The 21,946-nt window shown below is 43.8% G+C and carries 17 protein-coding genes, 1 other RNA gene and 1 pseudogene; 11 read left to right on the forward strand and 8 right to left on the reverse strand.

Going from position 1 to position 21,946, the window contains the following annotated elements; translation table 11 throughout:
- Positions 1 to 187: 187 nt before the first annotated feature.
- The 4 genes and pseudogenes from F6K51_RS24625 to ssrA form a co-directional block, all read left to right on the forward strand.
- Positions 188 to 855: pseudogene (locus F6K51_RS24625) on the forward strand (transposase); the annotation flags it as partial.
- 593 nt (positions 856 to 1,448) lie between these two features.
- Positions 1,449 to 2,318 carry a segregation/condensation protein A gene (locus F6K51_RS24630; protein ID WP_293025165.1) on the forward strand — a complete coding sequence of 290 codons (870 nt, stop codon included), beginning with the start codon at positions 1,449 to 1,451 and terminating at the stop codon, positions 2,316 to 2,318.
- A 271-nt stretch (positions 2,319 to 2,589) separates the two neighbouring features.
- Positions 2,590 to 3,753 carry an NDP-sugar synthase gene (locus F6K51_RS24635; RefSeq protein WP_293025167.1) on the forward strand — a complete coding sequence of 388 codons (1,164 nt, stop codon included), beginning with the start codon at positions 2,590 to 2,592 and terminating at the stop codon, positions 3,751 to 3,753.
- A 160-nt stretch (positions 3,754 to 3,913) separates the two neighbouring features.
- Positions 3,914 to 4,305: a transfer-messenger RNA gene (gene ssrA / locus F6K51_RS24640) on the forward strand.
- A 403-nt stretch (positions 4,306 to 4,708) separates the two neighbouring features.
- On the opposite strand, the gene F6K51_RS24645 is transcribed toward ssrA, so the two are convergent.
- Complete coding sequence (locus F6K51_RS24645) at positions 4,709 to 5,344, reverse strand: sugar transferase (RefSeq protein WP_293025210.1); 636 nt, start codon at positions 5,342 to 5,344, stop codon at positions 4,709 to 4,711.
- A gap of 1,037 nt (positions 5,345 to 6,381) precedes the next feature.
- Between F6K51_RS24645 and F6K51_RS24650 the strand changes: the two genes are divergently transcribed.
- Positions 6,382 to 6,504 (forward strand): hypothetical protein, encoded by a 123-nt coding sequence (locus F6K51_RS24650; protein WP_293025169.1) that lies wholly within the window; start codon positions 6,382 to 6,384, stop codon positions 6,502 to 6,504.
- A 178-nt stretch (positions 6,505 to 6,682) separates the two neighbouring features.
- Here the strand turns inward: F6K51_RS24650 and F6K51_RS24655 are convergent, their stop codons facing one another.
- On the reverse strand, positions 6,683 to 7,969 hold the full coding sequence (locus tag F6K51_RS24655; protein WP_293025170.1) for a hypothetical protein: 1,287 nt from the start codon (positions 7,967 to 7,969) through the stop codon (positions 6,683 to 6,685).
- A 391-nt stretch (positions 7,970 to 8,360) separates the two neighbouring features.
- Between F6K51_RS24655 and F6K51_RS24660 the strand changes: the two genes are divergently transcribed.
- The 3 genes from F6K51_RS24660 to F6K51_RS24670 all read left to right on the forward strand — a co-directional run bounded on the left by F6K51_RS24660 (position 8,361) and on the right by F6K51_RS24670 (position 11,745).
- Positions 8,361 to 9,068: a Crp/Fnr family transcriptional regulator gene (locus tag F6K51_RS24660; protein ID WP_293025172.1), complete on the forward strand. Its 708-nt coding sequence runs from the start codon at positions 8,361 to 8,363 to the stop codon at positions 9,066 to 9,068.
- A 122-nt stretch (positions 9,069 to 9,190) separates the two neighbouring features.
- Positions 9,191 to 10,045, forward strand: coding sequence for a DUF2232 domain-containing protein (locus tag F6K51_RS24665; RefSeq protein ID WP_293025174.1), 855 nt, complete (start codon positions 9,191 to 9,193; stop codon positions 10,043 to 10,045).
- A 449-nt stretch (positions 10,046 to 10,494) separates the two neighbouring features.
- A complete protein-coding gene (locus F6K51_RS24670; RefSeq protein WP_293025176.1) occupies positions 10,495 to 11,745 on the forward strand; it encodes a nicotinate-nucleotide--dimethylbenzimidazole phosphoribosyltransferase in 1,251 nt (416 codons plus the stop codon).
- 129 nt (positions 11,746 to 11,874) lie between these two features.
- On the opposite strand, the gene F6K51_RS24675 is transcribed toward F6K51_RS24670, so the two are convergent.
- Positions 11,875 to 12,255, reverse strand: coding sequence for a hypothetical protein (locus tag F6K51_RS24675; protein WP_293025178.1), 381 nt, complete (start codon positions 12,253 to 12,255; stop codon positions 11,875 to 11,877).
- A gap of 839 nt (positions 12,256 to 13,094) precedes the next feature.
- Here F6K51_RS24675 and F6K51_RS24680 point away from each other — a divergent pair.
- Complete coding sequence (locus F6K51_RS24680; RefSeq protein WP_293025180.1) at positions 13,095 to 14,282, forward strand: extracellular solute-binding protein; 1,188 nt, start codon at positions 13,095 to 13,097, stop codon at positions 14,280 to 14,282.
- A 12-nt stretch (positions 14,283 to 14,294) separates the two neighbouring features.
- Here the strand turns inward: F6K51_RS24680 and F6K51_RS24685 are convergent, their stop codons facing one another.
- Entirely contained in the window at positions 14,295 to 14,801 is a 507-nt protein-coding gene (locus F6K51_RS24685) for a hypothetical protein (protein ID WP_293025182.1), read from the reverse strand.
- A gap of 114 nt (positions 14,802 to 14,915) precedes the next feature.
- On the opposite strand from F6K51_RS24685, the gene F6K51_RS24690 reads away from it, so the two are divergent.
- The gene (locus tag F6K51_RS24690) at positions 14,916 to 15,188 is read left to right on the forward strand and encodes a hypothetical protein (protein ID WP_293025184.1); all 273 of its coding nucleotides are present in this window, start codon (positions 14,916 to 14,918) and stop codon (positions 15,186 to 15,188) included.
- 2 nt (positions 15,189 to 15,190) lie between these two features.
- Here F6K51_RS24690 and F6K51_RS24695 read toward each other — a convergent pair whose 3' ends face one another.
- Both F6K51_RS24695 and F6K51_RS24700 read right to left on the reverse strand, forming a co-directional pair.
- On the reverse strand, positions 15,191 to 16,321 hold the full coding sequence (locus F6K51_RS24695) for an aldo/keto reductase (RefSeq protein WP_293025186.1): 1,131 nt from the start codon (positions 16,319 to 16,321) through the stop codon (positions 15,191 to 15,193).
- Between the two features lie 799 nt (positions 16,322 to 17,120).
- Complete coding sequence (locus tag F6K51_RS24700; RefSeq protein WP_071108071.1) at positions 17,121 to 17,621, reverse strand: bifunctional nuclease family protein; 501 nt, start codon at positions 17,619 to 17,621, stop codon at positions 17,121 to 17,123.
- Positions 17,622 to 17,932: 311 nt separating this feature from the next.
- Between F6K51_RS24700 and F6K51_RS24705 the strand changes: the two genes are divergently transcribed.
- Positions 17,933 to 18,637, forward strand: a complete 705-nt coding sequence (locus tag F6K51_RS24705) for a riboflavin synthase (protein ID WP_293025188.1) — start codon at positions 17,933 to 17,935, stop codon at positions 18,635 to 18,637.
- 236 nt (positions 18,638 to 18,873) lie between these two features.
- Here the strand turns inward: F6K51_RS24705 and F6K51_RS24710 are convergent, their stop codons facing one another.
- Complete coding sequence (locus tag F6K51_RS24710; RefSeq protein WP_293025190.1) at positions 18,874 to 20,115, reverse strand: glycosyltransferase family 1 protein; 1,242 nt, start codon at positions 20,113 to 20,115, stop codon at positions 18,874 to 18,876.
- A 55-nt stretch (positions 20,116 to 20,170) separates the two neighbouring features.
- The gene (locus tag F6K51_RS24715; RefSeq protein ID WP_293025192.1) at positions 20,171 to 21,853 is read right to left on the reverse strand and encodes a capsule biosynthesis protein; all 1,683 of its coding nucleotides are present in this window, start codon (positions 21,851 to 21,853) and stop codon (positions 20,171 to 20,173) included.
- Positions 21,854 to 21,946 lie beyond the last annotated feature (93 nt).

The raw sequence follows: 21,946 nt of genomic DNA on the forward strand, positions 1-21,946 counted from the left end.
AAGCTTCTTCATGGCAAAAAGAAAACCAAGCAGAAGGCTTGAAGTAAGGCTTGAGCCGGATGATGGGTAACTGTCAAGTCCGGTTCTTAGGGGAGGGGAGTAGAGTAATCTACAAACCTTACCCGACTTCATGCACGGTTCTGAAGGAGAGGTGCTCCCCTTAATAGGGGACATCGACTCTAACAATAAAGGCTCTGCTAACCGTAAGAAAGCTATTAATAGATTAGGCAGAACGCACCTTAGAATAAGTAGGCAACGTGAAGAACACGCGAAGAGACTGGTTAGAAGTTACCGCAAGAAGAGTGCAGCCAAAGCAAGTTGGTAGGCTATGCATCAAAGGTGACAGGTTTTGTTGTAAGGCTGCACTCTTCTAAGGTTTCGTCTCCGGCGCGTTGCGTAATCCGGTCTAACGACCTGGTCGCCTATGAAGACCTAGGAGTTAAAAATCTGGTGAAAAACCACTGTCTGGCCAAGTCTATTAATGATGCAGGTTGGTATCAATTTAGGAAATGGTTAGAGCATTTTGGCGAAAAGTTTGGTAGGGTCACTGTTGCAGTGAATCCTGCCTACACTAGCCAGAATTGTTCCAACTGTGGCGAAGTAGTCAAAAAATCATTGTCAACCAGAACTCACACCTGCAAGTGCGGTTGCCAACTGGATAGAGACCACAACGCTGCGATTCGGCGAAGCCGACGCTACGCGAACAACATCCTCAAAAGAGCCTTGGGTACGGTGGGGCACACCGGAACCTGGATCTTAGATCCGAAAGCTGGGGGAGATCTGACCTCTACTGTGATTGGTGCAAACCTGTCACAGCAAGTCGGGTCGTTGATCCAAGAATCCCCGCGTCTTTAGACCGGGGAGTGTCAAAAAGCAGTCAAACATTAAAGGGATGTCTTCTATATATCAAAATAATTCCCCCAACTTCGCTCTAGACTGCCTACGCTTTGGAATAAAAGCTATGGGCGTTTGTACCGTTTCGGTGGGTCTATCGAAGTTATTAAGAAGTACATACAAGACCAACAGCGCCAGTAAGTTGTTCTATTTGAGCAGTAAACTTTACTGCCCATAGACGAATATAACTGCTACCATTTAATAATGCCGAAAAATAGCAAATTTATGGTTTCTTTTCAGATAAATCCTGTTTGTTTCAGAGGTTGTATTCAAGGTCTCTACAACAGTGAAAATTCAAGAGGTAAAATTTACGCTTCCTGATTTTCGTTCTCCTATTTGTCCTCCCTCCAAATCATAACAATATCGATGCTACCGGACTTGATGTCACCCCTTACAGGACTTCCGGAATAACTTTACTTGTAGAGTCACCCTACTACTTATAGCTTATAGCGTTTGGTGCCCAGTTTTGTGTAAGTCCTGCTGTCAGTTAATTGACCAACAGTATCAAACAAGACATGGCTATATATCTTTAGTCTATTGACTTGATCCTATAGATGACTACAACACCTGCTACCGAAGCGATCGCTATTCTCATTGATGTGGCACAGCGGGGAGAAATTGACCCATGGGATGTTCAGGTAATTGATCTCATTGACCGCTATCTAAGTACACTAGCATTAGACAGTGATCCAGAACTTGGATACCGTGACACGGACTTGTCTCAGTCTGGGCAAGCGTTTCTATGGGCATCCATGCTAGTTCTACTGAAAGCCGATACCTTGGAACGTTTAGAAGAACCGGAGGAGTTGGAGGAATCCGAAGAACTCGATGAGTCCGAGGAAATTGATGGCAGGGGAGATAGAGGCTTGCCTCGCAATCTAGAACGTCATCTACGCCGTCGCTCTGCTGCCCGACCCCCTAAAAGACGCCCAGTAACCCTGCCAGAGCTAATTCAACAGTTGCAGGAGATGGCAGCCCAACTGGGTGAAAACCCCTTACCTTCCCCTAAAAAAGGGACTCGCTCTAGTGCCCGTAGTCAGGCAGCTCGTATTGCCCATCTAGCTCACGATGAAAACCTGACCGAGATTGCCACACGGCTGGAGGAATTTCTATGCCGCTACTGGTATGAGCTAGCGGCAGACAAAGATTGGCTGAATTTAAATCAGTTGTTAGAGTGGTGGACGTTATCCCCATCATCTGTTGCATCAACTTCCGTTGGTTCTTCTTACCAGGAGGATAAACTCGGAACAGCCAAGATGTCGGGAAAAGCTGACACAGAAACAGCAATCACTCCTATTGAATCACCAATAGGGGACAGAGTTAGTGTTTTCTGGGGACTGCTATTGTTATCTGCTCAGTCTAAGGTTGAGTTATGCCAAGAGGAATTCTACCAAGATCTAAAAATCCGTAAATTGGAGTCATGAACCCCACGCTTAAAAGCGGGGGGTTGTAAAATCAACTAGCCTTGTCAGGAAACCAGGAATTCTCAGCTGGGGTCACTTAAAGCATCACTCAAAGCATAGGTTAAAGAAAATCGCAGCTTGCAAGTCCGCTGTGTAATAGCAGCAATGATGAAAACAAGTTAGGGACTTTAGTGCCTTGTGCTAATAGTGGGTGAGAGTTCAAGGACTAGTTAGAATCGTACTCAATTGCCCACATCAACCTCTATGGATTTAGTTTAAGGAGAAAAGATACATGAAAGCCATGATTCTGGCAGCTGGCAAGGGAACTCGCGTTCGCCCTATCACTTACACTATTCCCAAGCCATTGATTCCCATCCTGCAAAAACCAGTAATGGAGTTTTTACTAGAACTATTACGACAACATGGCTTCAACCAAATTGTGGTCAACGTCTCTCACTTGGCTAACGAAATTGAAAGCTATTTCCGAGATGGGCAACGCTTTGGCGTTGAAATTTCTTATTCCTTTGAAGGTCGCATTGTCGATGGTCAACTGGTTGGGGAAGCCCTCGGCTCAGCTGGTGGCATGCGTAAGATCCAGGACTTTTATCCCTTCTTTGATGATACATTTGTGGTGCTCTGTGGTGATGCCCTGATTGACCTGGACTTGACCGAAGCACTTAAGTTCCATAAAGAAAAGGGAGCAATTGCTACCCTAGTGGCAAAACCTGTACCACGAGAACAGGTTTCTAGCTACGGTGTCGTAGTTACAGATGAAAGTGGTCGAATCAAAGCTTTCCAAGAAAAACCCTCAGTGGAGGAAGCCCTCAGTACCAATATCAACACAGGAATTTACATTTTTGAGCCAGAAATCTTTAAATATATCCCCTCTGGTCAGGAATATGACATTGGCGGCGAACTATTTCCCAAACTTGTGGAAACGGGGGCTCCTTTCTATGCGGTGCCAATGGATTTCCAGTGGGTTGATATTGGTAAAGTGCCAGATTACTGGCGAGCTGTTCGAGGTGTACTGCTTGGAGAAATCAACAATGTACCGATTCCCGGCAAAGAAGTCGCTCCCGGAATCTATACTGGCTTAAATGTGGCGGTGAATTGGGACAAAGTAGATATCAAAGGTCCGGTTTACATTGGTGCTATGACCCACATCGAAGATGGGGCAAAGATTATCGGACCAACTATGATTGGTCCCAATTGCTGGATCTGTAGCGGAGCAACCGTTGAGAATAGCGTAATTTTTGAATATTCTCGCCTTGGAGCCGGAGTACGTCTAGTGGATAAGCTAGTGTTTGGACGCTATTGTGTTGATAAGACTGGTGCGGCTATTGATGTTCAGGCGGCAGCCCTAGATTGGCTGATTACTGATACCCGCCAGAGTTTGCCTGTCACTGAACCAGCAGAACGACAAGCGATCGAAGAAATCCTAAGCAGCAAGAGTTAAGAGGTTCACGTAAACCCCCGTCCTGATACAAGGCGGGGATTTACCCAGCTAAACAGTGTTAAAGAAATTTTGCAATTGGGGATCACACAAGAGGATCATGTGTATTTGGTAGTTGCTACTTTGAAATATTGACTATAATAGAGAAAACAGATAACTGCAAGGGGCCTTAATGGTTTCGACGTGTTGGTGAAAGCTGACCCGTGATTCAGGTCGAGAGTGAGTCTTCTCTCGCAAATACCGGACTCAAAAAAATTGTAACTGCGAACAACATCGTTCCTTTTGCTCGTAAGGCTGCACCTGCTGTTGCCTAAACACCTATAAACAGGTTCGAGCGTCTGTAGTTTGACTCCGTTAAGGACTACGGACTTAACCCCAACGGATGCTCTAGTAAGCTGTCTTTGGTCGGTTTGCTAGCTAAGACTTCACCAAAGCATCCTGTCATCCGGGATAATGGATGATCCCCGCTCCGAGGGTTAAAGGGGCTATGCCTGTGAATGAGCGATAAGTAAATAACCAGGGCGGACACGGGTTCAATTCCCGTAGGCTCCATTAAAAAATAAATATGACCTATTAAGATTGATTTCCTGGATTTATCCCGGTACATCAACGTTAATTTTTATTCTCCTAGGGAGCATGAAAGTGATTATTCCTCAACTTGTCTCACCATTCAATACTTCCACTGTATTTATTGGTCTGTTTATAGCAGTTATCAACATGGTTCGGTAAATCTTGGCAAAATAGGATTAATTTGACTGCTAAAAATAGCAGTGGTTATCCTGTAATTAATTAATTAATTAATATGTTAAGGATACGTATTTATTGGCTTAAGCGAACCCCACCTCAATCAAACATTCTCAATCAAACATTGTAGATGGGGTTAGCTTAAGCATTCTGTTCAACCCCGATTTAATACTCCAGATTTAGTAGTATTAGGTTAACAGCTTATAAACTGAGCTTAATAAGCACCATGTCTATTAAAGATTACCATCATAGTTTTCAGAATCAGCTTCAGGTCGTAGCCGATAGACCACTTATGTTGGTAATCCAAGTCCATAAGAACCACATCTTCAAAGTCAGTCACCTTTGAACGACCATTGACTTGCCATTCACCGGTGATTCCAGGTTTAACTCTTAAACGCTTGTAGTGATGGCGGTTGTAGCCCATGACTTCATCAAAGGTAGGAGGACGAGTTCCGACTAGGCTCATCTCTCCGATCAAGACGTTCCAGAATTGGGGAAATTCATCAAGACTGGTGCGGCGTAGAAAGCCTCCGATCCGACTGATACGGGTATCATTTTCATTTTTGAATATATGACCTTTAGCTTGGTTTTCTACTAAGTGCTTGAGTTTGTCTGCACCCACAATCATTGAGCGGAATTTCCAGATTCGGAAGGGTTTCCCATTTAGACCACAACGGATCTGACTATAAAATAATGGGCCGGGATCGAATATCGAGATAGCGATCGCAATGGGAATTGCAATGCTCACGGTAATTAATAATCCAACCAAAGCTCCAATAATATCAATTAATCGTTTGATATTACTGTTGGCAGACTGATGAACCTCTTGCTTAAATAAACAACTTGGGATTCTCTTATCCCAAATTTGTGAATCAACCGAGGTATAAGCAGAAGACTTGGAGATAATCACGGCTTTATATTAGTTATCTAAAGTTGATTAAACGACGGAATAATTGCTTGAAATCCCCAGGCTGATAGAACAGTTATGCTCAAGTAAGCTAACTTGCTTAGGTAGTTTTTGCCCAAACTTTACGGAAGAGTCTCCTGCCATTTTTTAAAATATTTGGTAGGCACCCACTAACCCTAAAGTCTTTGTTGTAAACTAAATAGTCTATTAACCAGACCGCTGAAAACTTTAAAAGTTCCCGCTAATGTCGATATTTTTTCAAAAAAAGTAAATTATATATAGGTAGATGACCTTGTCATTTTTATTGACCGCCTTATTAATAATTTTTAATCGAAGCCTCTGATTATAGTATTTTGGTTTGTCAAAAAAGGAGTAGTATATTTTGTATCATTTCATTGAAATTTAACATTTTAGGGACGAATTCGTGAAGGAATTGTGAATTGGGGTTGAATTAATTGACTTCCTGTCTGAATTTTGGTAATAATAGTTCACTATTATGAATCAAGCAATGAATGGAAATGATTAGAGGTAAAGATAATCCAATTGATGTTAAGTTGCTAGGTAGACATCCGTCAAGACTACCTCTGAGACCAAATCCAGGTTAAAAACCTCCTTTATAATCAAGTCATGGGGCGAAGCCTTAGGTGAAAGGCAGGTAAACCCAAACTTATCTAGCCGCAACTTCCCTCTTGACTGGGCTAAAAAGGGGCTATAAAAGCGGATTTCAGATCACAGATAAGTAAACACGGCTATAGCTTAGCCATGTTGCCAGCTTGGCAGTAATTTTCAATAATTTACCGAAAACAGAACAGACGCGCTTCATCCGAGTCTATTAACAGCGTCCCACGGATTGCTAAGGGCTGACGCCCCGCTGCGCGAACAAGGAAATACGCGCCCCTCGTGGTAGCCCCGTCTTTTTAAAGCGGGGAGGAAACGCGACACGGCAGTGCGAGCAATCCCTCGCACTGCCGTCAAAAAAAATGTATAATAATGATGATGTGAGTAAAGGCAGACGCCTACGTGATGAAGCGACTCTAGTACCGGAAAGATACCGACCCTGGCCAAAAGGCCACGCTACGCGAACAACGATTACATTGCGCTAATCCTCTTGTGAACGGGTAAATAATTGCAGATCGCAGAGCGTACCGAACTGGCAAGCGTGGTAGTACCTCGAAAGCATAATTTTTGCAAGAAAAGTAGCGGGAACTGTTGGGATTGAAGTGACTGACAGAACTCAGTAGGGGCGCTTTGACTACGCCTGTAAGATTCGTTTATGGATTCTTAACTAATCCCCGCGTCTAATGACCGGGGAGTGTCAACCATCTGTTCACACAAATCTGTCAACGCATTAATAGTAGCAATGGCTTCTGAATGGTCAAGGGAGTCATTGGTTCGAGATGTCTTCTGGGACTCTGGGGTACCATCGGCTAAGTGCGATTGGCCGTAGGCCACGCTACGCGATGCTCGGTACGAGCCGCTACGCGAACGCAATGGTGTATTTTCTTCAGACAATCCTATACCCCACGATTGAGGCAACTCTCCTGTTAACCAATCCATTGGTGGTTCCTGATTCAAATCTGATTGGCCTTTGGCCACGCTACGCGAACGGTCAGACACCACCTCAGTCATAGTCAGAGAGTTTTTGGACAATAAGGTTTCCGGATGTAATTGAAAGCTATCTTTATCCTCAACTTGAACCTGTACATCCGGTGGTTGTTGTGAGGAAGACCATACGCTTGAAGCTTCTCGTCCTAACTGCTGAGCTAGACGATTCACAAAGGCAGCAAACAACATTTCTCCCTGCATGCCTAAGCTGTGCATTTTTTCAAGTTCCTGAGATAAAGACTGCTGGTAACCTTGAAGATCTCTTTGTAGGGTCTCAAAAGTCAACCGTTGGTTAAGATCTATATTCTGTATGAGTTGATCAGATTGTTTTTGAAGCTGCTGTAGTTGCTCAATAACCTTTTGTCTTTCGACTACAGCAACAATCTCGTCCTGATTTGAAGGCAATCGGTTGATTGAGTCGTCACTAGTGGGATTCTTTTTTAAGTGAGCTTCCCAATTCGCTAAAATTTGAGATAGCTTTTGCGTCAAGCTTTCGACAAGGCGGTTGATTAGCCCTTGTGAGAAGTCTGAAGCAAACTGCACATTTGCAGTTTGTTGTTTGGTATAGTAATCCAGCTGTTGCTTGGTACTCTCCAAATGCTGAATTTCTCGTACCAGAGACTCCCGCTGTTGCTGTAGAGCCTCTAACTCTAGCTGCAATGGTTTCGTCAAATCGGTACGTAGAAGGTTCATTTCTTGATTAACCGCTCGCAGGATTTGCTGCACTCCCTCCTGAACAGATGTGGTTACTCCCGTCTGAGATGGGGTGACTGTAGTACTTGTCTTGTCCGATTCTACCCCTAGTTTTTGCTGTTGGGAAACTAGGTAGCTACGAACTTTCCGCAAAACCTGGTGTGCAGCCGCTAGGTCACCAGACTTGAACCATGGTAGAGGAAAGTCAGGCTTATGGAGGATGTGGTCAATATCAGCAATCAGAGATTGAATGTCGGTTTGAGCAGTCACTTTGAAACCCTTGACGAGAACAAATTGAGTCATACAGGAGTCAGAGTCAGCCCCCTGTGTCTAATGTTAAATTGCCAGAGTCACCAAACTATTACAAATTGTTCATCATGGAGCATAATAACTGTACTTACCCGATGTGATTCTTGCCAACCCCTCTACCAGAATTAACCTACCTCAGCTTACTGCAAGTAGTTTAGCTCCAGTAGCATCTTGGCTTGTCAAGGCAATTTCACTCACATCAGTCATTGTCGTTGGTCTACCAAAGGTGGTGAGGTTAAGCAGATCTGTTTCATTGGCTTCTTTTAGTTGACACAGGCACACTCCCTGACTCACGTGATTTGACAGCGGATCATCTATCTATTCAAGGTGTTTACGAAGCGCTCATGATCCCATGGAAGACCGATACAATTCATCTGAAGTTAACTCTAATGTTCATGATTCGATGGCTAGCACTCCTTTTTTTGCTGGCTTACCAGATTCTAGTGTCAAAAAAGCCATTATTAATATGGTTACCCGTAGCCATCCTGCAAATCGAGTGATTTTACTTGAGAATGACTGGGGGGGGTCTGTCTATTTCATCTTAGATGGTTGGGCAAAGATTCGCACCTATAACATGGATGGGAAGGAAGTGACCCTCAATATTCTTGGGAAAGGAGAAATCTTTGGTGAAATGGCAGCGTTAGAGGAAGTACCTCGTTCAACAGATGTGATTACCTTGACCCCTACAACCATTGGTAGTATACCCGCTCAGGATTTTACTGAGTTAATTCATACGGAACCTTTGGCTGGTGTCCACTTAGCTCAGTTGATGGCAAAGCGTCTGCGTCAGGTTAACCGACGCCTACGCTTGCGGGAGTCAGATAGTACCTCACGAGTGGCAGACACCTTGTTGTTTCTAGCTGAAGGACAAGGCAAATTGAAACAAAGAGGAACTGAGATTCCTAACTTACCTCATCGAGAGATAAGTAGCCTTAGTGGATTGGCGCGGGAGACGGTCACACGAGTCCTGACAAGGCTGGAGAAGAAAGGCTTGATCCTGCGGGATCAGGATACCCTTTTTATCTGTGATCTGCCTGCTCTAGAAAAGATGATTATCTAGTCTTGATATATAAGGTATCTCCAAATGAGGAGAAATTTGAGATGGGCTAAGATGCAAGGGTACTTTAACAGTATCTCTTCTGTTATCATCTGTCCCTTTCCTCAAGAGGTTACTAAATTTGCATGAGTGATTCTTTTGATGATGGTCAAGCGGCTTCACAAGATCTCTTTGCCCAATCTAAAAACAAACCCACAAAATCAACAACGGAATTCCCTAAGAGCAATGCTGATGTAACTGAGATGGGGGATCAATTAACTGGGCAGCCAAATCACCCACTAGAAAAGAGGGAACCTAGGGCAGTCTACAAACAATCCACTTCTGCTAACACACAGCGCCTGGGTAATGGTCTAAACCCTAGAGCTAAGACACCTATAACCATGGTAGAAACAGCGTTTCTGGCCAGTACCGCCAGCTTGATTTGGCTGATTAATTATTACTTTCCTCTAGGACCAATACTCAAAATGTTTTTCCCAGTGCCGATTGCTTTAGTTTACCTAAGGAGGGGCAGTAGGGCATCCTGGATGGCAGCACTGGTTTCGGGGTTGTTACTATCAGTGCTTATGGGAGTAACTCGCAGTATTATCTTTTTGGTCCCTTATGGTCTGATGGGGGTGCAACTGGGAGCTTTGTGGAAACGTCGAGCTAGCTGGCTGCTTTCCATTAGCATGGGTACGCTAATTGGTACAATAGGCTTCTTTTTTCGGTTTTGGTTGTTCTCAATTCTATTGGGGGAAGACCTATGGGTTTACGTGATGACCCAGGTGACAGGATTATTGGATTGGTGGTTTGTAAAGCTGGGCTTGCTATTTCAGCCCAGTCTATTTCTAGTTCAAACCCTGGCTGTAGTCATGATTATTATCAATAATGCCATTTATTTATTCGTGGTGCATATTGTAGCCTTACTAATGCTCGACCGATTAGGAAACCCGATTCCTAGACCACCAAACTGGGTAAAAGTTTTGCTGGATTACGATTGAGCTATTAGTAATTGATCACTTGTAATTCATAAGATACTTTTTGTTACACCTTGAACCGTCAGCTTACGCGCTACTTGAGGGATAGGCTTTCCGCAAATAGTTATCAGCTCTGAATCAGCTCTGAGCCCTTGGAGCTTAGAGCTTAAGCTTTATCGATTACATTTACCTCAGTTTATGCCCGTGTCAAGTATGGCAATTGTTATTTTATATTATTGAAATTTATGTAATTATATCCCTAACTAATGTGTGTGAAAAGGTGTGTGTAAAAATAGTACTATTAACTAGTTAAATAGTTACTTATTTAAATTTACTTCTTTAATTTGCTACTTTTACAAAACGATTCTGTAACCTTATCCAAAGTTAACTGTTACCTTTAACCACAATTAATCTGTAGTGTAGTATGTTTTTTCTATTTCATATAAGAACTAAGGACTAAGGATTAAGGACTAATGATCCGAGTTTATACCCAGCAGGTAAAGGGAAAACGGTGGTTACAGCAGTATCAGGGATGCTCACCGGTATTTGCTTGTATTTTAGGATTCACTGCTACTGGGTTGATTCCAGGCATTTCTGCTGCTGGTGCTACCCCAGATGATCGTCAGTATACTGCGATCGCAGATGCTGAGTTTTTGGTCAATGGAGTTACTCGCCAACCTCAATATCCCCTTCCTCCTCTAACTGTGGGAGTATCCCCTGTCTTTATTTCCCGTGCTGTAGTTGAGGCATTTAACCTACCGATCTATCTGTTCAATGCTGGTTTACCTCACCCTCCGACAGTACCAGCGATTGACTTAGGTGGTATTCCTGCTAACTGCCTAACTTCTGGCAATGCCTTGCCCCTGGAAACAGTCAAACGACTATTTGAGCAAGGTTTACAGTGGGGAGAAAAGCTAGCAAGTGTGGTTGGTGATAGCTATCTGATTATTAGTGAGTGTGTGGTTGGGGGAACTACCACCGCACTTAGCCTGCTCACTGGCTTGGGGATTGATGCAGCTGGCAAGGTTAACAGTAGCCATCCCCAGTGCAATCATGGTCAAAAATGGGACGTGGTGCAGCTGGGGTTACAACGAGCTGGGTTAGGGGGTAGGGGAGCCGGGGAGCTTCCTGAAAGCGAACCTAGGAAGAAAAATTCACCGTTTCACCCCTACCACCCCGCACCTTTATACTCCGTCACCTCCTCATCCTCTCACCCCCTCACCCCCTCACCACTTGATCACTTAAAGCTAGTGGCAGCGGTGGGAGATCCGATGCAAATTGCCGCAGCAGGTATGGCAATGGCAGCTAGTCGTCGCTGTGGCGTTTTACTCGCTGGTGGTACCCAAATGCTAGCGGTTTATACCTTAGCACAGGCATTGGCAGAGTCGGTTTTAGCTTACCCCAGTATTACTGAGGGTAATTCCCTAGCATGGCAACCAGCACAAGTAGTTGTGGGAACAACTCGCTGGGTGGCAGAAGACTCGACTGGTGACACGGTTGGATTAGCACAAGATATTGGGAGTGTACCCCTTTTGGCAACACAATTGAGTTTTACCCAGTCTCGTTATCCTCAGCTACAGGCATATGAGCAAGGATATGTCAAGGAAGGTGTGGGTGCTGGAGGATGTGCGATCGCAGCCCACCTTTATAAGGGTTGGAACTCGGCTGAATTACTTCAAGCCATTGAAAACTTGGTGGAGCAATATGGTCTTTCTCTGAGGTGATTGTTGTTGGAGCCAGTTAAAAAACACTTTACAGTCTGACCAAGTTAGTTAGAAAATCCTTGGCAGAGGCACTGATTTGTTTTAGCTATTAACCTTGAACCCTGAGGCTAATCTGGAGAAGACTGGCAATTAGGAATGAATTCGCTGTGCTAGGAGTTGTTCTTCTAAGGCAGCAATCCGATTGTAGGCTGCTGTAAGTTGGGCAGTTAAGCGTTGGACTTGAATATCGGCAGAGATATTATTGTTGCTATTGCTAGAGAAACTACCTAGCCCGGAGTTACTATCAATCAGCACATCTTTATGTTGGGTCAGTAGGTTAATGGCACTTTGACTTTCGTGGGTCCGGGGTATCGGTTGCCCAGTTGGCTGAGATTGCTCAGTTTCCTGCCTTGAACTATTTTTGAGTTCAGAAAGACCTTCTGAAACCTTCAAACTGAGTTTTTCGATGGCTTCGCACAGCGTATCTACTCTATCACTTAGAGCCATGATTTGATTTTGATATTCATCCATAGGATTTTAAACTACCATAACTTAGTTCTCTTTTTATCCTAGTCACTTAAGGATTAAAATCCGATGAATTGCTGATTTATTTAACTATTGTCAAGAATATGTCAAAAATCCGCTCTAAACTCCTTAGAGTCTGTTTTCGAGAGTAATTTTTTCAAAAATGCCAGATAGCCGTTGTATATCTTAATATTTACCCTGATTAATTCAACCTTAATTAATAATTGTCTTTTATCCCAAGTTCCGCACCACAATTACCACAATCGGTTTTTTCGGAATTAATTCCTTGGCCTTAGTGATTTTTAATACATAACGTACGGATATTTTTGCCCATGTCATTACCTGATCTAACTCCTAGAGAGATGGTCAAGTAATCGAAGTTGACAAGATAACCAATCAGTGCATTAACTGCTTGATCTGGATATTTCTATCTCCCGATCACTCTATCTTACAGATCTAGATTTTTTAGAGTTAGCTCTGAAACAGGACTGTGTGTTCAGGGGGAGGAGAGGCAGGAAAAGGGAGACCAAGCTGGTGTTTTCGTTCTTTTGATCGTGCTTACTCTTAATAAACTTAAATTAATAACAGTATAACTATTATTGATGTCAATTTTTTTTACATTGATGTAAAATTAGATTCAGATGCCTTAGCCCTTGACTTGGATTAGTTTTGTTAACCAGACTATGAGTAGTTGTTAATTGATTAGATTTACTAGATCTAGCAGATGGCTGTTGGTCTAAGAGATCACAAAAGTCAATTAATTGGTAATAGCTATCGTAATTACTATTGAGCCAATGTAGATTAAGGTCAAAGAGTTGGTAACCAGAGGAAATTCAGAAATACTTATGAAGCGACGCTCCTTGATACTAGGTGCTAGTACCATAGCCCTTAGTCAGTTAGCATCTGGTTGTACTGGACAACAAGCCTCTTTAAAGGTAAGGCTGTTGCAAAATTCAATCCCAGTTCAGCTGTTGGGTGAATTTCGTAAGACCTTAACACTACGGCCTAAGCTAAATTTTGACCCGGAGAAACAACTATCTGCTTTATTCAAACTCCTGAAAACCTTGAAAGAGCAAGGCAAATCCAAGAATAACCAAGATTGGTTTCCCCTAGATTTGAGCTGGATTAGGTTTAGGAAACCGATAAGTCCTGATTTAGTTACCTTAGGAGATTATTGGCTAAAGTTAGCCATTGAGCAGGAATTGATCCAACCTTTGAACATAGAAACGTTGTCAGGATGGAAACAACTGCCGCCAGAGTACCAGAAACTCGTCAAACGTGACAAAACTGGTCAGCTAGACAATTCAGGAAAAGTTTGGGGTGCTCCTTATCGCTGGGGTGCTACCGTGATTGCCTATCGCCGTGACAAGTTCAAAGCCTTAGGCTGGACTCCTACCGATTGGAGTGACTTGTGGCGTGAGTCTTTACGCGATCGCATTTCTGTATTAGACCACTCCCGAGAAGTGATTGGTTTAACCTTGAAAAACCTAGGCTTATCCTATAATCAACAGGATTTAAATCAAGTCAAAGACTTGAAACCAGCACTTCGACAACTGGCTAAACAGGTTAAATTCTACAGTTCGGATCACTACCTAAAACCTCTAGTTTTGGGGGATACCTGGGTTGCAGTGGGTTGGTCTACCGATATCCTGGCACTAAGAACACGCGATCGCCAAATTGAGGCAGTGGTACCTCAGTCAGGAACAGCCCTGTGGTCAGATGTATGGGTAAAACCCGTATCAGTAAGCTCTGCTTCTGACTCCTCAGAAAGTAACTCTGAGTCGGATTTAAGCAAAGAGTGGATTAAATTTTGCTGGGATAGCAAATCAGCCAACCAAATTTCTCTACTGACTAATGCTGCTTCCCCGATTCTGGTTAAGATGCCAAGAAATACGCTGCCACAAGATATCCAATCTAATCATCTACTGCTGCCAGAAGCAGCAATTCTGGACAAGTGTGAATTTCTCCATCCCTTACCAGAGTCTACAGAAAAGCAGTATGAATCCTTGTGGAAAGAAATGCGAAGTACTTGACAATTACCTATTCTAGTTTTGTGATAACTGGCAAAAGGCGGAGACTTTGCCAGCTAAAGGTACTTGACCAGGAATACATACCTCCACCTGGCACATGGAATTACCATCACAGGTATAAGCTCCTAAAGGCTTTCCTCGCTGGTTAAATACTCTGGTATTGTAGTCATACTCTCTGGCAACGTTTCCCATTTTGTTAATAAAAGCATACCTACCGAGATAGTTAAGCAGACTCCAGAGTTGGCGATTCACTACCAAATCTACCCGGCGTTTACTCGGATAAGCTAACCAATTATCCAGTAGCTTACCGCCAAACTGTTCATCAGCCCACCAGAAACTCGGAGTAGTGAGCTTAGTTTGAGAGATAGTATCAGCAGTAATCACAGAGCCATCAGTAGGAAGATTCTCTGGCTGCAGGACATTTAAATTCACAGCTTCTGTGTCCGGCTGCACTCCTACAGTCTTTTGAGCTAAAACTGGTTTAGGCTTCCAACCAACCAGAAAACAGCTCTCTAGAAACACAAGGCACAACACACAAGGCACAAGGTAAAACGGATTTATTTTAGTAACGTTGTTTCTTTTATCCATAGGAATGCACTAAAGCATCAGTCAAATCAATAGTGATACCCATTAACCTTGGCCTTGGCCTATTGGCCACGCTACGCGAATGGCCACGCAATCGCGTTCAACCAAATAACCTACCCTTCACCGAACGCCAAAGGCGAACAACCAACTAACCTTGGCCTTGGCCTATTGGCCACGCTACGCGAATGGCCACGCAATCGCGTTCAACCTTCAACCTTCAACCTTGGCCTTGGCCTATTGGCCACGCTACGCGAATGGCCACGCAATCGCGTTCAACCTTCAACCTACCCTACACCTAATCGCCTTGGACGAACAACCAACTAACCTTATCCCCAAAGACGACGCCTAGGAGAACCATTAAGACGCTGGTGGGTATCAGAGAGTAAGGAAGGAATATCCAGTTGTTCGGGGCAACGGGGAAGACAGTCACCACACTGGGTACAACGGTTTCCCTTGACCCCCCTAAACCAATGACCAGCATTTTCAAACATTTGATAGCGATATTGACCAAACTCGGTCATGTCGTAAGCCAAAGCAAGATTGCGCAGCCGCAAGACTTCTGGAATGTTAATGGTTTCTGGGCAAGGTAGACAAGCATAGCATTGACTACAGCGGTCAGTTCCTAGAGCATTGTTCAATTGGGTTTCCAAACGAGAGAATGCTGCCACTTCCATTGGGCTCAAAGACTCATCTCGGTTAGCCACACTCAAAGGCAGGGTCAGCTCATCTGGGTTAGCCGGTCCAATACTAAGGGTGGTAATGCGGCGATCGCTTAATAAAAACCGATAGTTCAGTTCCAGTGGCGAGAAGGGATGGCACAGTTTCTCTAACTTTGGTGGTGGGGTGTAGAGTTTGCCTCCTTTATCAGCAGGAGATATGATGAATATCCCCATATCCTTCTGATTAGCCAATTCAATCGCCGCAGCATTGCGTTGAAAGAAGTAATAGTAATGCAGGTTGATGAATTCAAAAAAATCTGTCTGAATTGCCCCTAGAATCACTTCTATTGAACCGTGGGTTGAGAAACCAACATGGTTTATACGTCCCTGGGCTACGGCTTTTTGGACAGCTGCCATACAGCCGCTGTCGGACTTTACCCAGGACAGATGCTCCTCAGTGTTAATGCCATGAATTGCTAAACAATCGATATAGTCGAGCTGTAGACGTTCTAAGGAATCATTAATCCACTGACTCATCAAATCAGCATCAGGGGTTGGTGGAATCTTGGTGGTGATATATAGCTGGTCTCGTGGTAGTGACAATCCAGCTTTCAGGATATTACCAAGGTATTCTTCACTCTTGCCGTAACCCCTGGCAGTTTCCAAGTGGTTAATTCCTTGATCGATTGCCTGTTGCACTGTCTTCTGAGCATTTGACTCAGATGCTAAGCAACGCATGGTGCCGCAAGAAAATACTGAAAGCTGGAGATTAGTTTTACCAAACCGCCGATAACGCATGTTCCCCAACTGCTGAAATAATCAAATCTTTGGTTATCACATCTTTGGTTAAAATGTTGCCGAAAAAACAGTTGCGCAAAAAACTCAGTTGATTGCTATCGATGTGTATTCGGTTATAGTTTGGGGGATCGCTTGGGGTATCGCTTGGGATATATCCATTTTTTCCCACGCTCAATTGCGGTAGAGCATCGGGATTAGAGCCTCAGCAAAACTACCACAAACGCCGAAATGGTAAGGCTTTCAGAAACATCTCAATAATTTTTTGACAGAGCAATTCAAATATTGTTGCTGTTAAATCCCTTGAGTTCTCCACGGATTGAAATCGCGTGGATTCTAAGAGTCGTGTCGTTACGCGGGTTAAAACCGCGCTCCACGACGCTTACAATACTGGCCAGAAAATAATTCCAGCTTGTACCGTTGTGGCAGACTCAAAACTGCCCTACCTCCCTCGGATTAACTAAAAAGTTAACCTGTGGATTTACTTTTAATTGGAATAGCTTTCGGAGTGGTTGTACCAACAAGTCAGGGCAATAAATTACTACTTTTTGCTGCATTACTTGCCTGTAACATGGTCGTAGGATTTTCCCCGTCTCCACCTGGCCGGAATCTCACCGTAAAGCGCAAAAAATCAACGTAACCAACCTTGTTCTTACTCACGATTCTATTCTAGCACGAAAGCCCTTGATAAATCCCGGAACGCTGGCCTTTGGCCACGCGGGGCGCGTTCGCTGCCCACCCAATAAATTAGGTGGCTAACTCTCGCTCGTTAATTTTTCTGTTTAATCCCAATCTTTTGGCTTTAGGTACCACGGCTATATCCTCCACGGTGGAGAAAATCTTCTGGGCGGATATTAGAGACAAATTCCCGAAACGCTCGACGCTCCTCTTCATCCTTATCTTGGTCTACAGGTATTGAAGCATCAGCAATAACTTCTTCCATCACCCAAATCGGACTGCCAGTACGCAGGGCGATCGAGATGGCATCACTTGGTCGAGCATCAATTTCTTTCTTTGTCTCACCCTGACTAACACAGAGGCTGGCATAGAACGTGTTATCCTGGAGGGAGTGTATTATAACGCGATCGAGTGTTATGTTCCACTCCTCTAGAAAATTGACCATGAGGTCATGGGTCAGGGGACGCGGTGGCGTTTGTCTTTCCAAAGCACTGATAATTGCCTTTGCTTGATCTTGCCCAATATAGATTGGCAGAGCACGCCGATCTAAGACATCTTTCAGTAACACGATGGGGCTACGTGTTACAGTATCTACTGCAATGCCAGCAACTCTCATTTCAATCATCAGCTTAGCCTCTAGAATACGGTCAGCATCAGGGGCATCAAAGCGAAGCGGTAAACTAGTACTGTACAGACGGGCACCGAAACTTGCGCTTGCCAGATCTGTTCTTGTCATGTTACCGGTCAACGGTAAGATCAGCCCTTGAGAATCCAATTCGGTGAGATCAACAAGATTGTATTCTCCAAGTATGCCTTAGTCTCAGGAAATTTGTTTGGCCACTTCACTAAAAAAACACAAACCTATGCCAGCTCTTTTCCTACTAACAGTCTAGTTGCACCAGTTCATCCGCTTACAGAAGAACAGTATAAACAACAGTGTTTACAGGATTAATTCAAGCCCTCGGCACAATTGGACCAATCGGAAGCGATCGCTTTATTGTCTCCGGTACCTCTGATGCTATGGATGTTATCTTACAGGATTTAGAACCTGGTGATAGTGTAGCAGTGGACGGAATTTGCCTAACGGTAGAGAAAGTTTTGCCCACAGGCTTCTCGACCACTGCTTCTGATGAAACTCAGGGGCGCACCACCCTCGGACAACGGCTACAGACAACCTCCTACGTTAATTTGGAAACGTCTTTGCGTGTGGGTAGCAAGCTAGGGGGTCATTTTGTCACGGGTCACATTGACGGTATTGGCTGCTTAACGCAATCTTTACAAACACCAAACTCCTGGGAAATGTGCTTTACAGCACCAGCTTCTTTGACGGATGTGTGGCAGCATAAGATAGCCCGTTATCTTGTTCCTAAGGGTAGCATTGCTGTCAATGGGGTCAGCCTAACGATTGCTGAGTGTGACCCCAACGGCAGTTGGTTCAAAGTAGCGGTGATTCCCCATAGTTACACCCATACCAATCTTAGCCACTTACGGACTGGCAATTGGGTGAATATTGAAAGTGACATTTTAGGGAAATATGTCGATAAGTTGCTGGGTAATCGAGTACCAGCTGCTGAAGCGATGGATGAAATGTCCCCGGAATTTCTCCTAGAACATGGGTATTTGACATCCTCCCACGGCTGAAGCCTCTAGGGCTGTTTCATTCTTGTGAAGGATCAGGGAGGCCAAAGGTGAACAAATAAACAACCCAACCTTCACATTTCACACTTGAGACTTCACATTCCAATGGGCATTGAGGCGGAGTTTACCGAGTAATTAGGTTCAACAGAAATGCGTTCGCGTAGTGTGACCATTCGCGTAGCGTGGCCTTTTGGCCAAGGTAAATCCCATTGTAATTAATGATTTAATGAATAATCCCACTAATTATCTAGAATGCTCAATCTCTCAAGTACTCCTCTGCCTCTTCCCTTTCCTACCAAAAATTTATAGGCTGCGAGAGTCTCCCTTGCCGTTCTCTCCCAAGAGAATAGCATTGCTCTTTCCTTACCCTTTCTAATCAATTCCTCCCGGAATTGAGAATTACTGATCACCTTGACCATAGCATCTGCTAATTCAATAGGCTGATTAGGGTCAATTAAAATTGCGGCATCTCCCGCTACTTCAGGCAGGGATGAAGTATTAGAGGTAACTACAGGGGCACCCAAAGTCATCGCTTCTAAGACAGGTAGACCAAACCCTTCATAGTAGGAAGGATACACAAAAACATCTGCATTTGAGTAAAACCAGGCTACCAGTTGATCCGATAAGTAGCCCAGATGATGAATATGGTGTTTCCAAGGGGAGCTAGCCATATCGGCAAAAATAGATTCATAAGACCATCCTTTTTGCCCAATCAGTACTAACTGATGATCAATTTGATGCCGTTGTTTTAAATAATTAAATGCTGCAATCAGAGTATTAATATTTTTCCTGGGCTCAAGAGTACTCACAAATAAAATATAGGGTTGGGCGAAGTCGTAATTAACTGATGTCAGCCCAGACTCCACCTTGGTATTCGGTAAATCTAGTGTATTCGGTAAATCTAGAGTAGAGTAACGGCTAGCTTGAGGAATAACTTGGATGTTGTCAGGATTCACTCCTAAGTAATTGACGATATCTTGTTTAGTAGACTGGGAAACAGTAATTACTAAATCAGTCCACCTTAAACATTGTTTAACCCGAGCAGTATAGCTTTTAACAATTGAGTTAACATACTGAGGATATTTAATAAAGGTTAGGTCATGAATCGTCATCACCCGCAAGCTTTTTTGACAGGGATAAACGACATGGTCAGTACCATGAACGATATCAGGATTGCCTAAGTATTGCTCACAATAAGGTAAGATTGGATTAGGTATAGTGGCTAGTAAACTAGAGATTGTAACCGGTAACGGTATAGTTTTAATCTCTATATTCTTAATCTCTAAATGCCTAGTTAGCACTTCCAGAAATGACCAATCACGAGATAACCATTTTCTTACACTTGGTTGATAGGCGAGGCTTAACTGAAAGTCTTCCTGACCTTGTAGCTTATGGAGTGCCTGAATTAAATTTAAGGCATACATCCCAATACCACTTAACCTATGGCGGATTGGTGTAGCATCAACAGCAATTTTGATCATAGTGTAATCATTAGTTAATTACCAAGTAGAATTATAATTTGTACTTGGTAATTAACTAATTAGTATATATAAACTCTGTTCCGGTCAAGATGCCGTCACAGATAACATCTAATCCTTTACTTTTACCAGGAATTAATTCATTGAGATCACATACCTGAAGTTTAAATTCCGATGGATTACTAGCTTCGGTGGTCATCTCTAGGGGAATCATGCGGCGGAAGAAAAAGTGATAGGCATACTTTCTTGCTCGTTTTATGATTGCCTCAGGTAAGCCATCCCCTAGGGGTAACTGATCTAAATACTTAACATACTCCTCTACAGAACTCGCATCCATAGTGATGCCTTTATTACGAATCCACGCTTCTCCTGCAACGATTACAGGTATACCCATGCTAGTCAACTCTACGCCCATTTTAGTGCCGTAGATTAGAGCAGCATTACATTGGAGGATAGCAGCATAGGTGCTAACGGGACTTTCTGGGGGAATGACAAACACATTTGGAGGGAGAGTGGGGAAAACCTGACGAATTTCTTCAAACAAGGGTTGACGCGATCGCAAAGTCCCTCGAATTTCTGCTGGGTGGATCCGAATTAACAACTGTAACTCTGGTCTTTTAGCAAAATACCGAATAGTTGTCAATACCCATTCCAGCATATTAGGAAAAGCATTAACTGGGTAATGGAGTTGAGCATCCCACATCACATTAGTCAGTAACCCAATACAAGGACGAGAAAAGTCTACTCCTACCGCATCAGTAATTTTGGTCAGGTCAAATTGAGGACTTTCATGGAACCAAATCCAATCCTGAGTTCCTTGCCAGCGACTTTTCAAATAGTCCATCAACTGCTGTTCCATCTGGGAAGTCCACGGTATAGTTTCCCAATTACTGACTGGCTCCCACATCAACTGGTGATGATAGGTTTCATGGTGACTAAAGATAAAGCATTGTTTGCGATAAGCAGGATTCCAGTTGACCACCCGCACCCCTTCCTGACGGGCTACTTCACCAGTCAACCCCTGAGGAACATAAATGCCGTGGTTAAATACAGCACACTCAACCTTAACGGTTTGCAGCAACCGACGGGTCGCCCAAGTGGTCAGGATTGCTGCTTGGAAGTAACGCTTGAGAATCGGCTCAGCATTGGGTTCCCCTTCCAGAGAAGCACGAGCATAAAATCGCAGAGCTCCTGCTAAAGCGTGTTCCCCCACAGCTACCCCATTTAGGGTGTACTTTTCAATCTCAGCAATCGTGAGACTACTAGCTATCTCCTTGGCCTGTTGGTAATCTGTATCTGTGAGAAAGTCACTGTAGCGATGAATAGTCAATCCTAGGGGCTTATAGATCCGATCGGCTAGGGGAAAGCAGTCGTTACACAAGTCACGTTTAGGACCATGGTTTACAAACAAATCCTGTTTGGGATAAAAACTGACATCACACCAAAAACAAGCTGGTAAAATACCATCACAGAGCAAAATGTGAACTTGAGCACCCCTGAGGGTTAACCCTACTGCTAGTAGACTTTCTAAAGTGATGGAATGAATTTCCCCACCCACACTAGTAGCTACCAGAATCTTAGTGCCAGTTTGGGCAGCCTTTAGGGCATTTTGCCATTGGTTTAGAGACCCTTTCAAGACCAAATCCCACCTTGGCTGATCTCGAATAATGCGCTGTCTACGCTTATAGAGCTTAACCCTGCGATGAAGGGATTTGTTCCGCTTGAGAAACTCTTTGATCATTTGATGGTTGACGGTTGACGGTTGACGGTTGACTGTGAACAGCTAACACTCAGCTAAGCCGGATTAATAGCATATTACTTTCACCATAGAGGT

This window comes from Moorena sp. SIO3I8 (genome assembly GCF_010692325.1).
In the GTDB taxonomy this organism is placed as follows: Bacteria; Cyanobacteriota; Cyanobacteriia; order Cyanobacteriales; family Coleofasciculaceae; genus Moorena.

Excerpts from the sequence above, each read along its gene's own strand:
- F6K51_RS24630 (WP_293025165.1), top strand. The coding sequence starts at position 1,449 with ATGACTACAACACCTGCTACCGAAGCGATCGCTATTCTCATTGATGTG.
- F6K51_RS24635 (WP_293025167.1), top strand. The coding sequence starts at position 2,590 with ATGAAAGCCATGATTCTGGCAGCTGGCAAGGGAACTCGCGTTCGCCCT.
- F6K51_RS24650 (WP_293025169.1), top strand. The coding sequence starts at position 6,382 with ATGTATAATAATGATGATGTGAGTAAAGGCAGACGCCTACGTGATGAA.
- F6K51_RS24660 (WP_293025172.1), top strand. The coding sequence starts at position 8,361 with ATGGAAGACCGATACAATTCATCTGAAGTTAACTCTAATGTTCATGAT.
- F6K51_RS24665 (WP_293025174.1), top strand. The coding sequence starts at position 9,191 with ATGAGTGATTCTTTTGATGATGGTCAAGCGGCTTCACAAGATCTCTTT.
- F6K51_RS24670 (WP_293025176.1), top strand. The coding sequence starts at position 10,495 with ATGATCCGAGTTTATACCCAGCAGGTAAAGGGAAAACGGTGGTTACAG.
- F6K51_RS24675 (WP_293025178.1), bottom strand. The coding sequence starts at position 12,255 with ATGGATGAATATCAAAATCAAATCATGGCTCTAAGTGATAGAGTAGAT.
- F6K51_RS24680 (WP_293025180.1), top strand. The coding sequence starts at position 13,095 with ATGAAGCGACGCTCCTTGATACTAGGTGCTAGTACCATAGCCCTTAGT.
- F6K51_RS24695 (WP_293025186.1), bottom strand. The coding sequence starts at position 16,321 with ATGCGTTATCGGCGGTTTGGTAAAACTAATCTCCAGCTTTCAGTATTT.
- F6K51_RS24700 (WP_071108071.1), bottom strand. The coding sequence starts at position 17,621 with ATGATTGAAATGAGAGTTGCTGGCATTGCAGTAGATACTGTAACACGT.
- F6K51_RS24710 (WP_293025190.1), bottom strand. The coding sequence starts at position 20,115 with ATGATCAAAATTGCTGTTGATGCTACACCAATCCGCCATAGGTTAAGT.
- F6K51_RS24715 (WP_293025192.1), bottom strand. The coding sequence starts at position 21,853 with ATGATCAAAGAGTTTCTCAAGCGGAACAAATCCCTTCATCGCAGGGTT.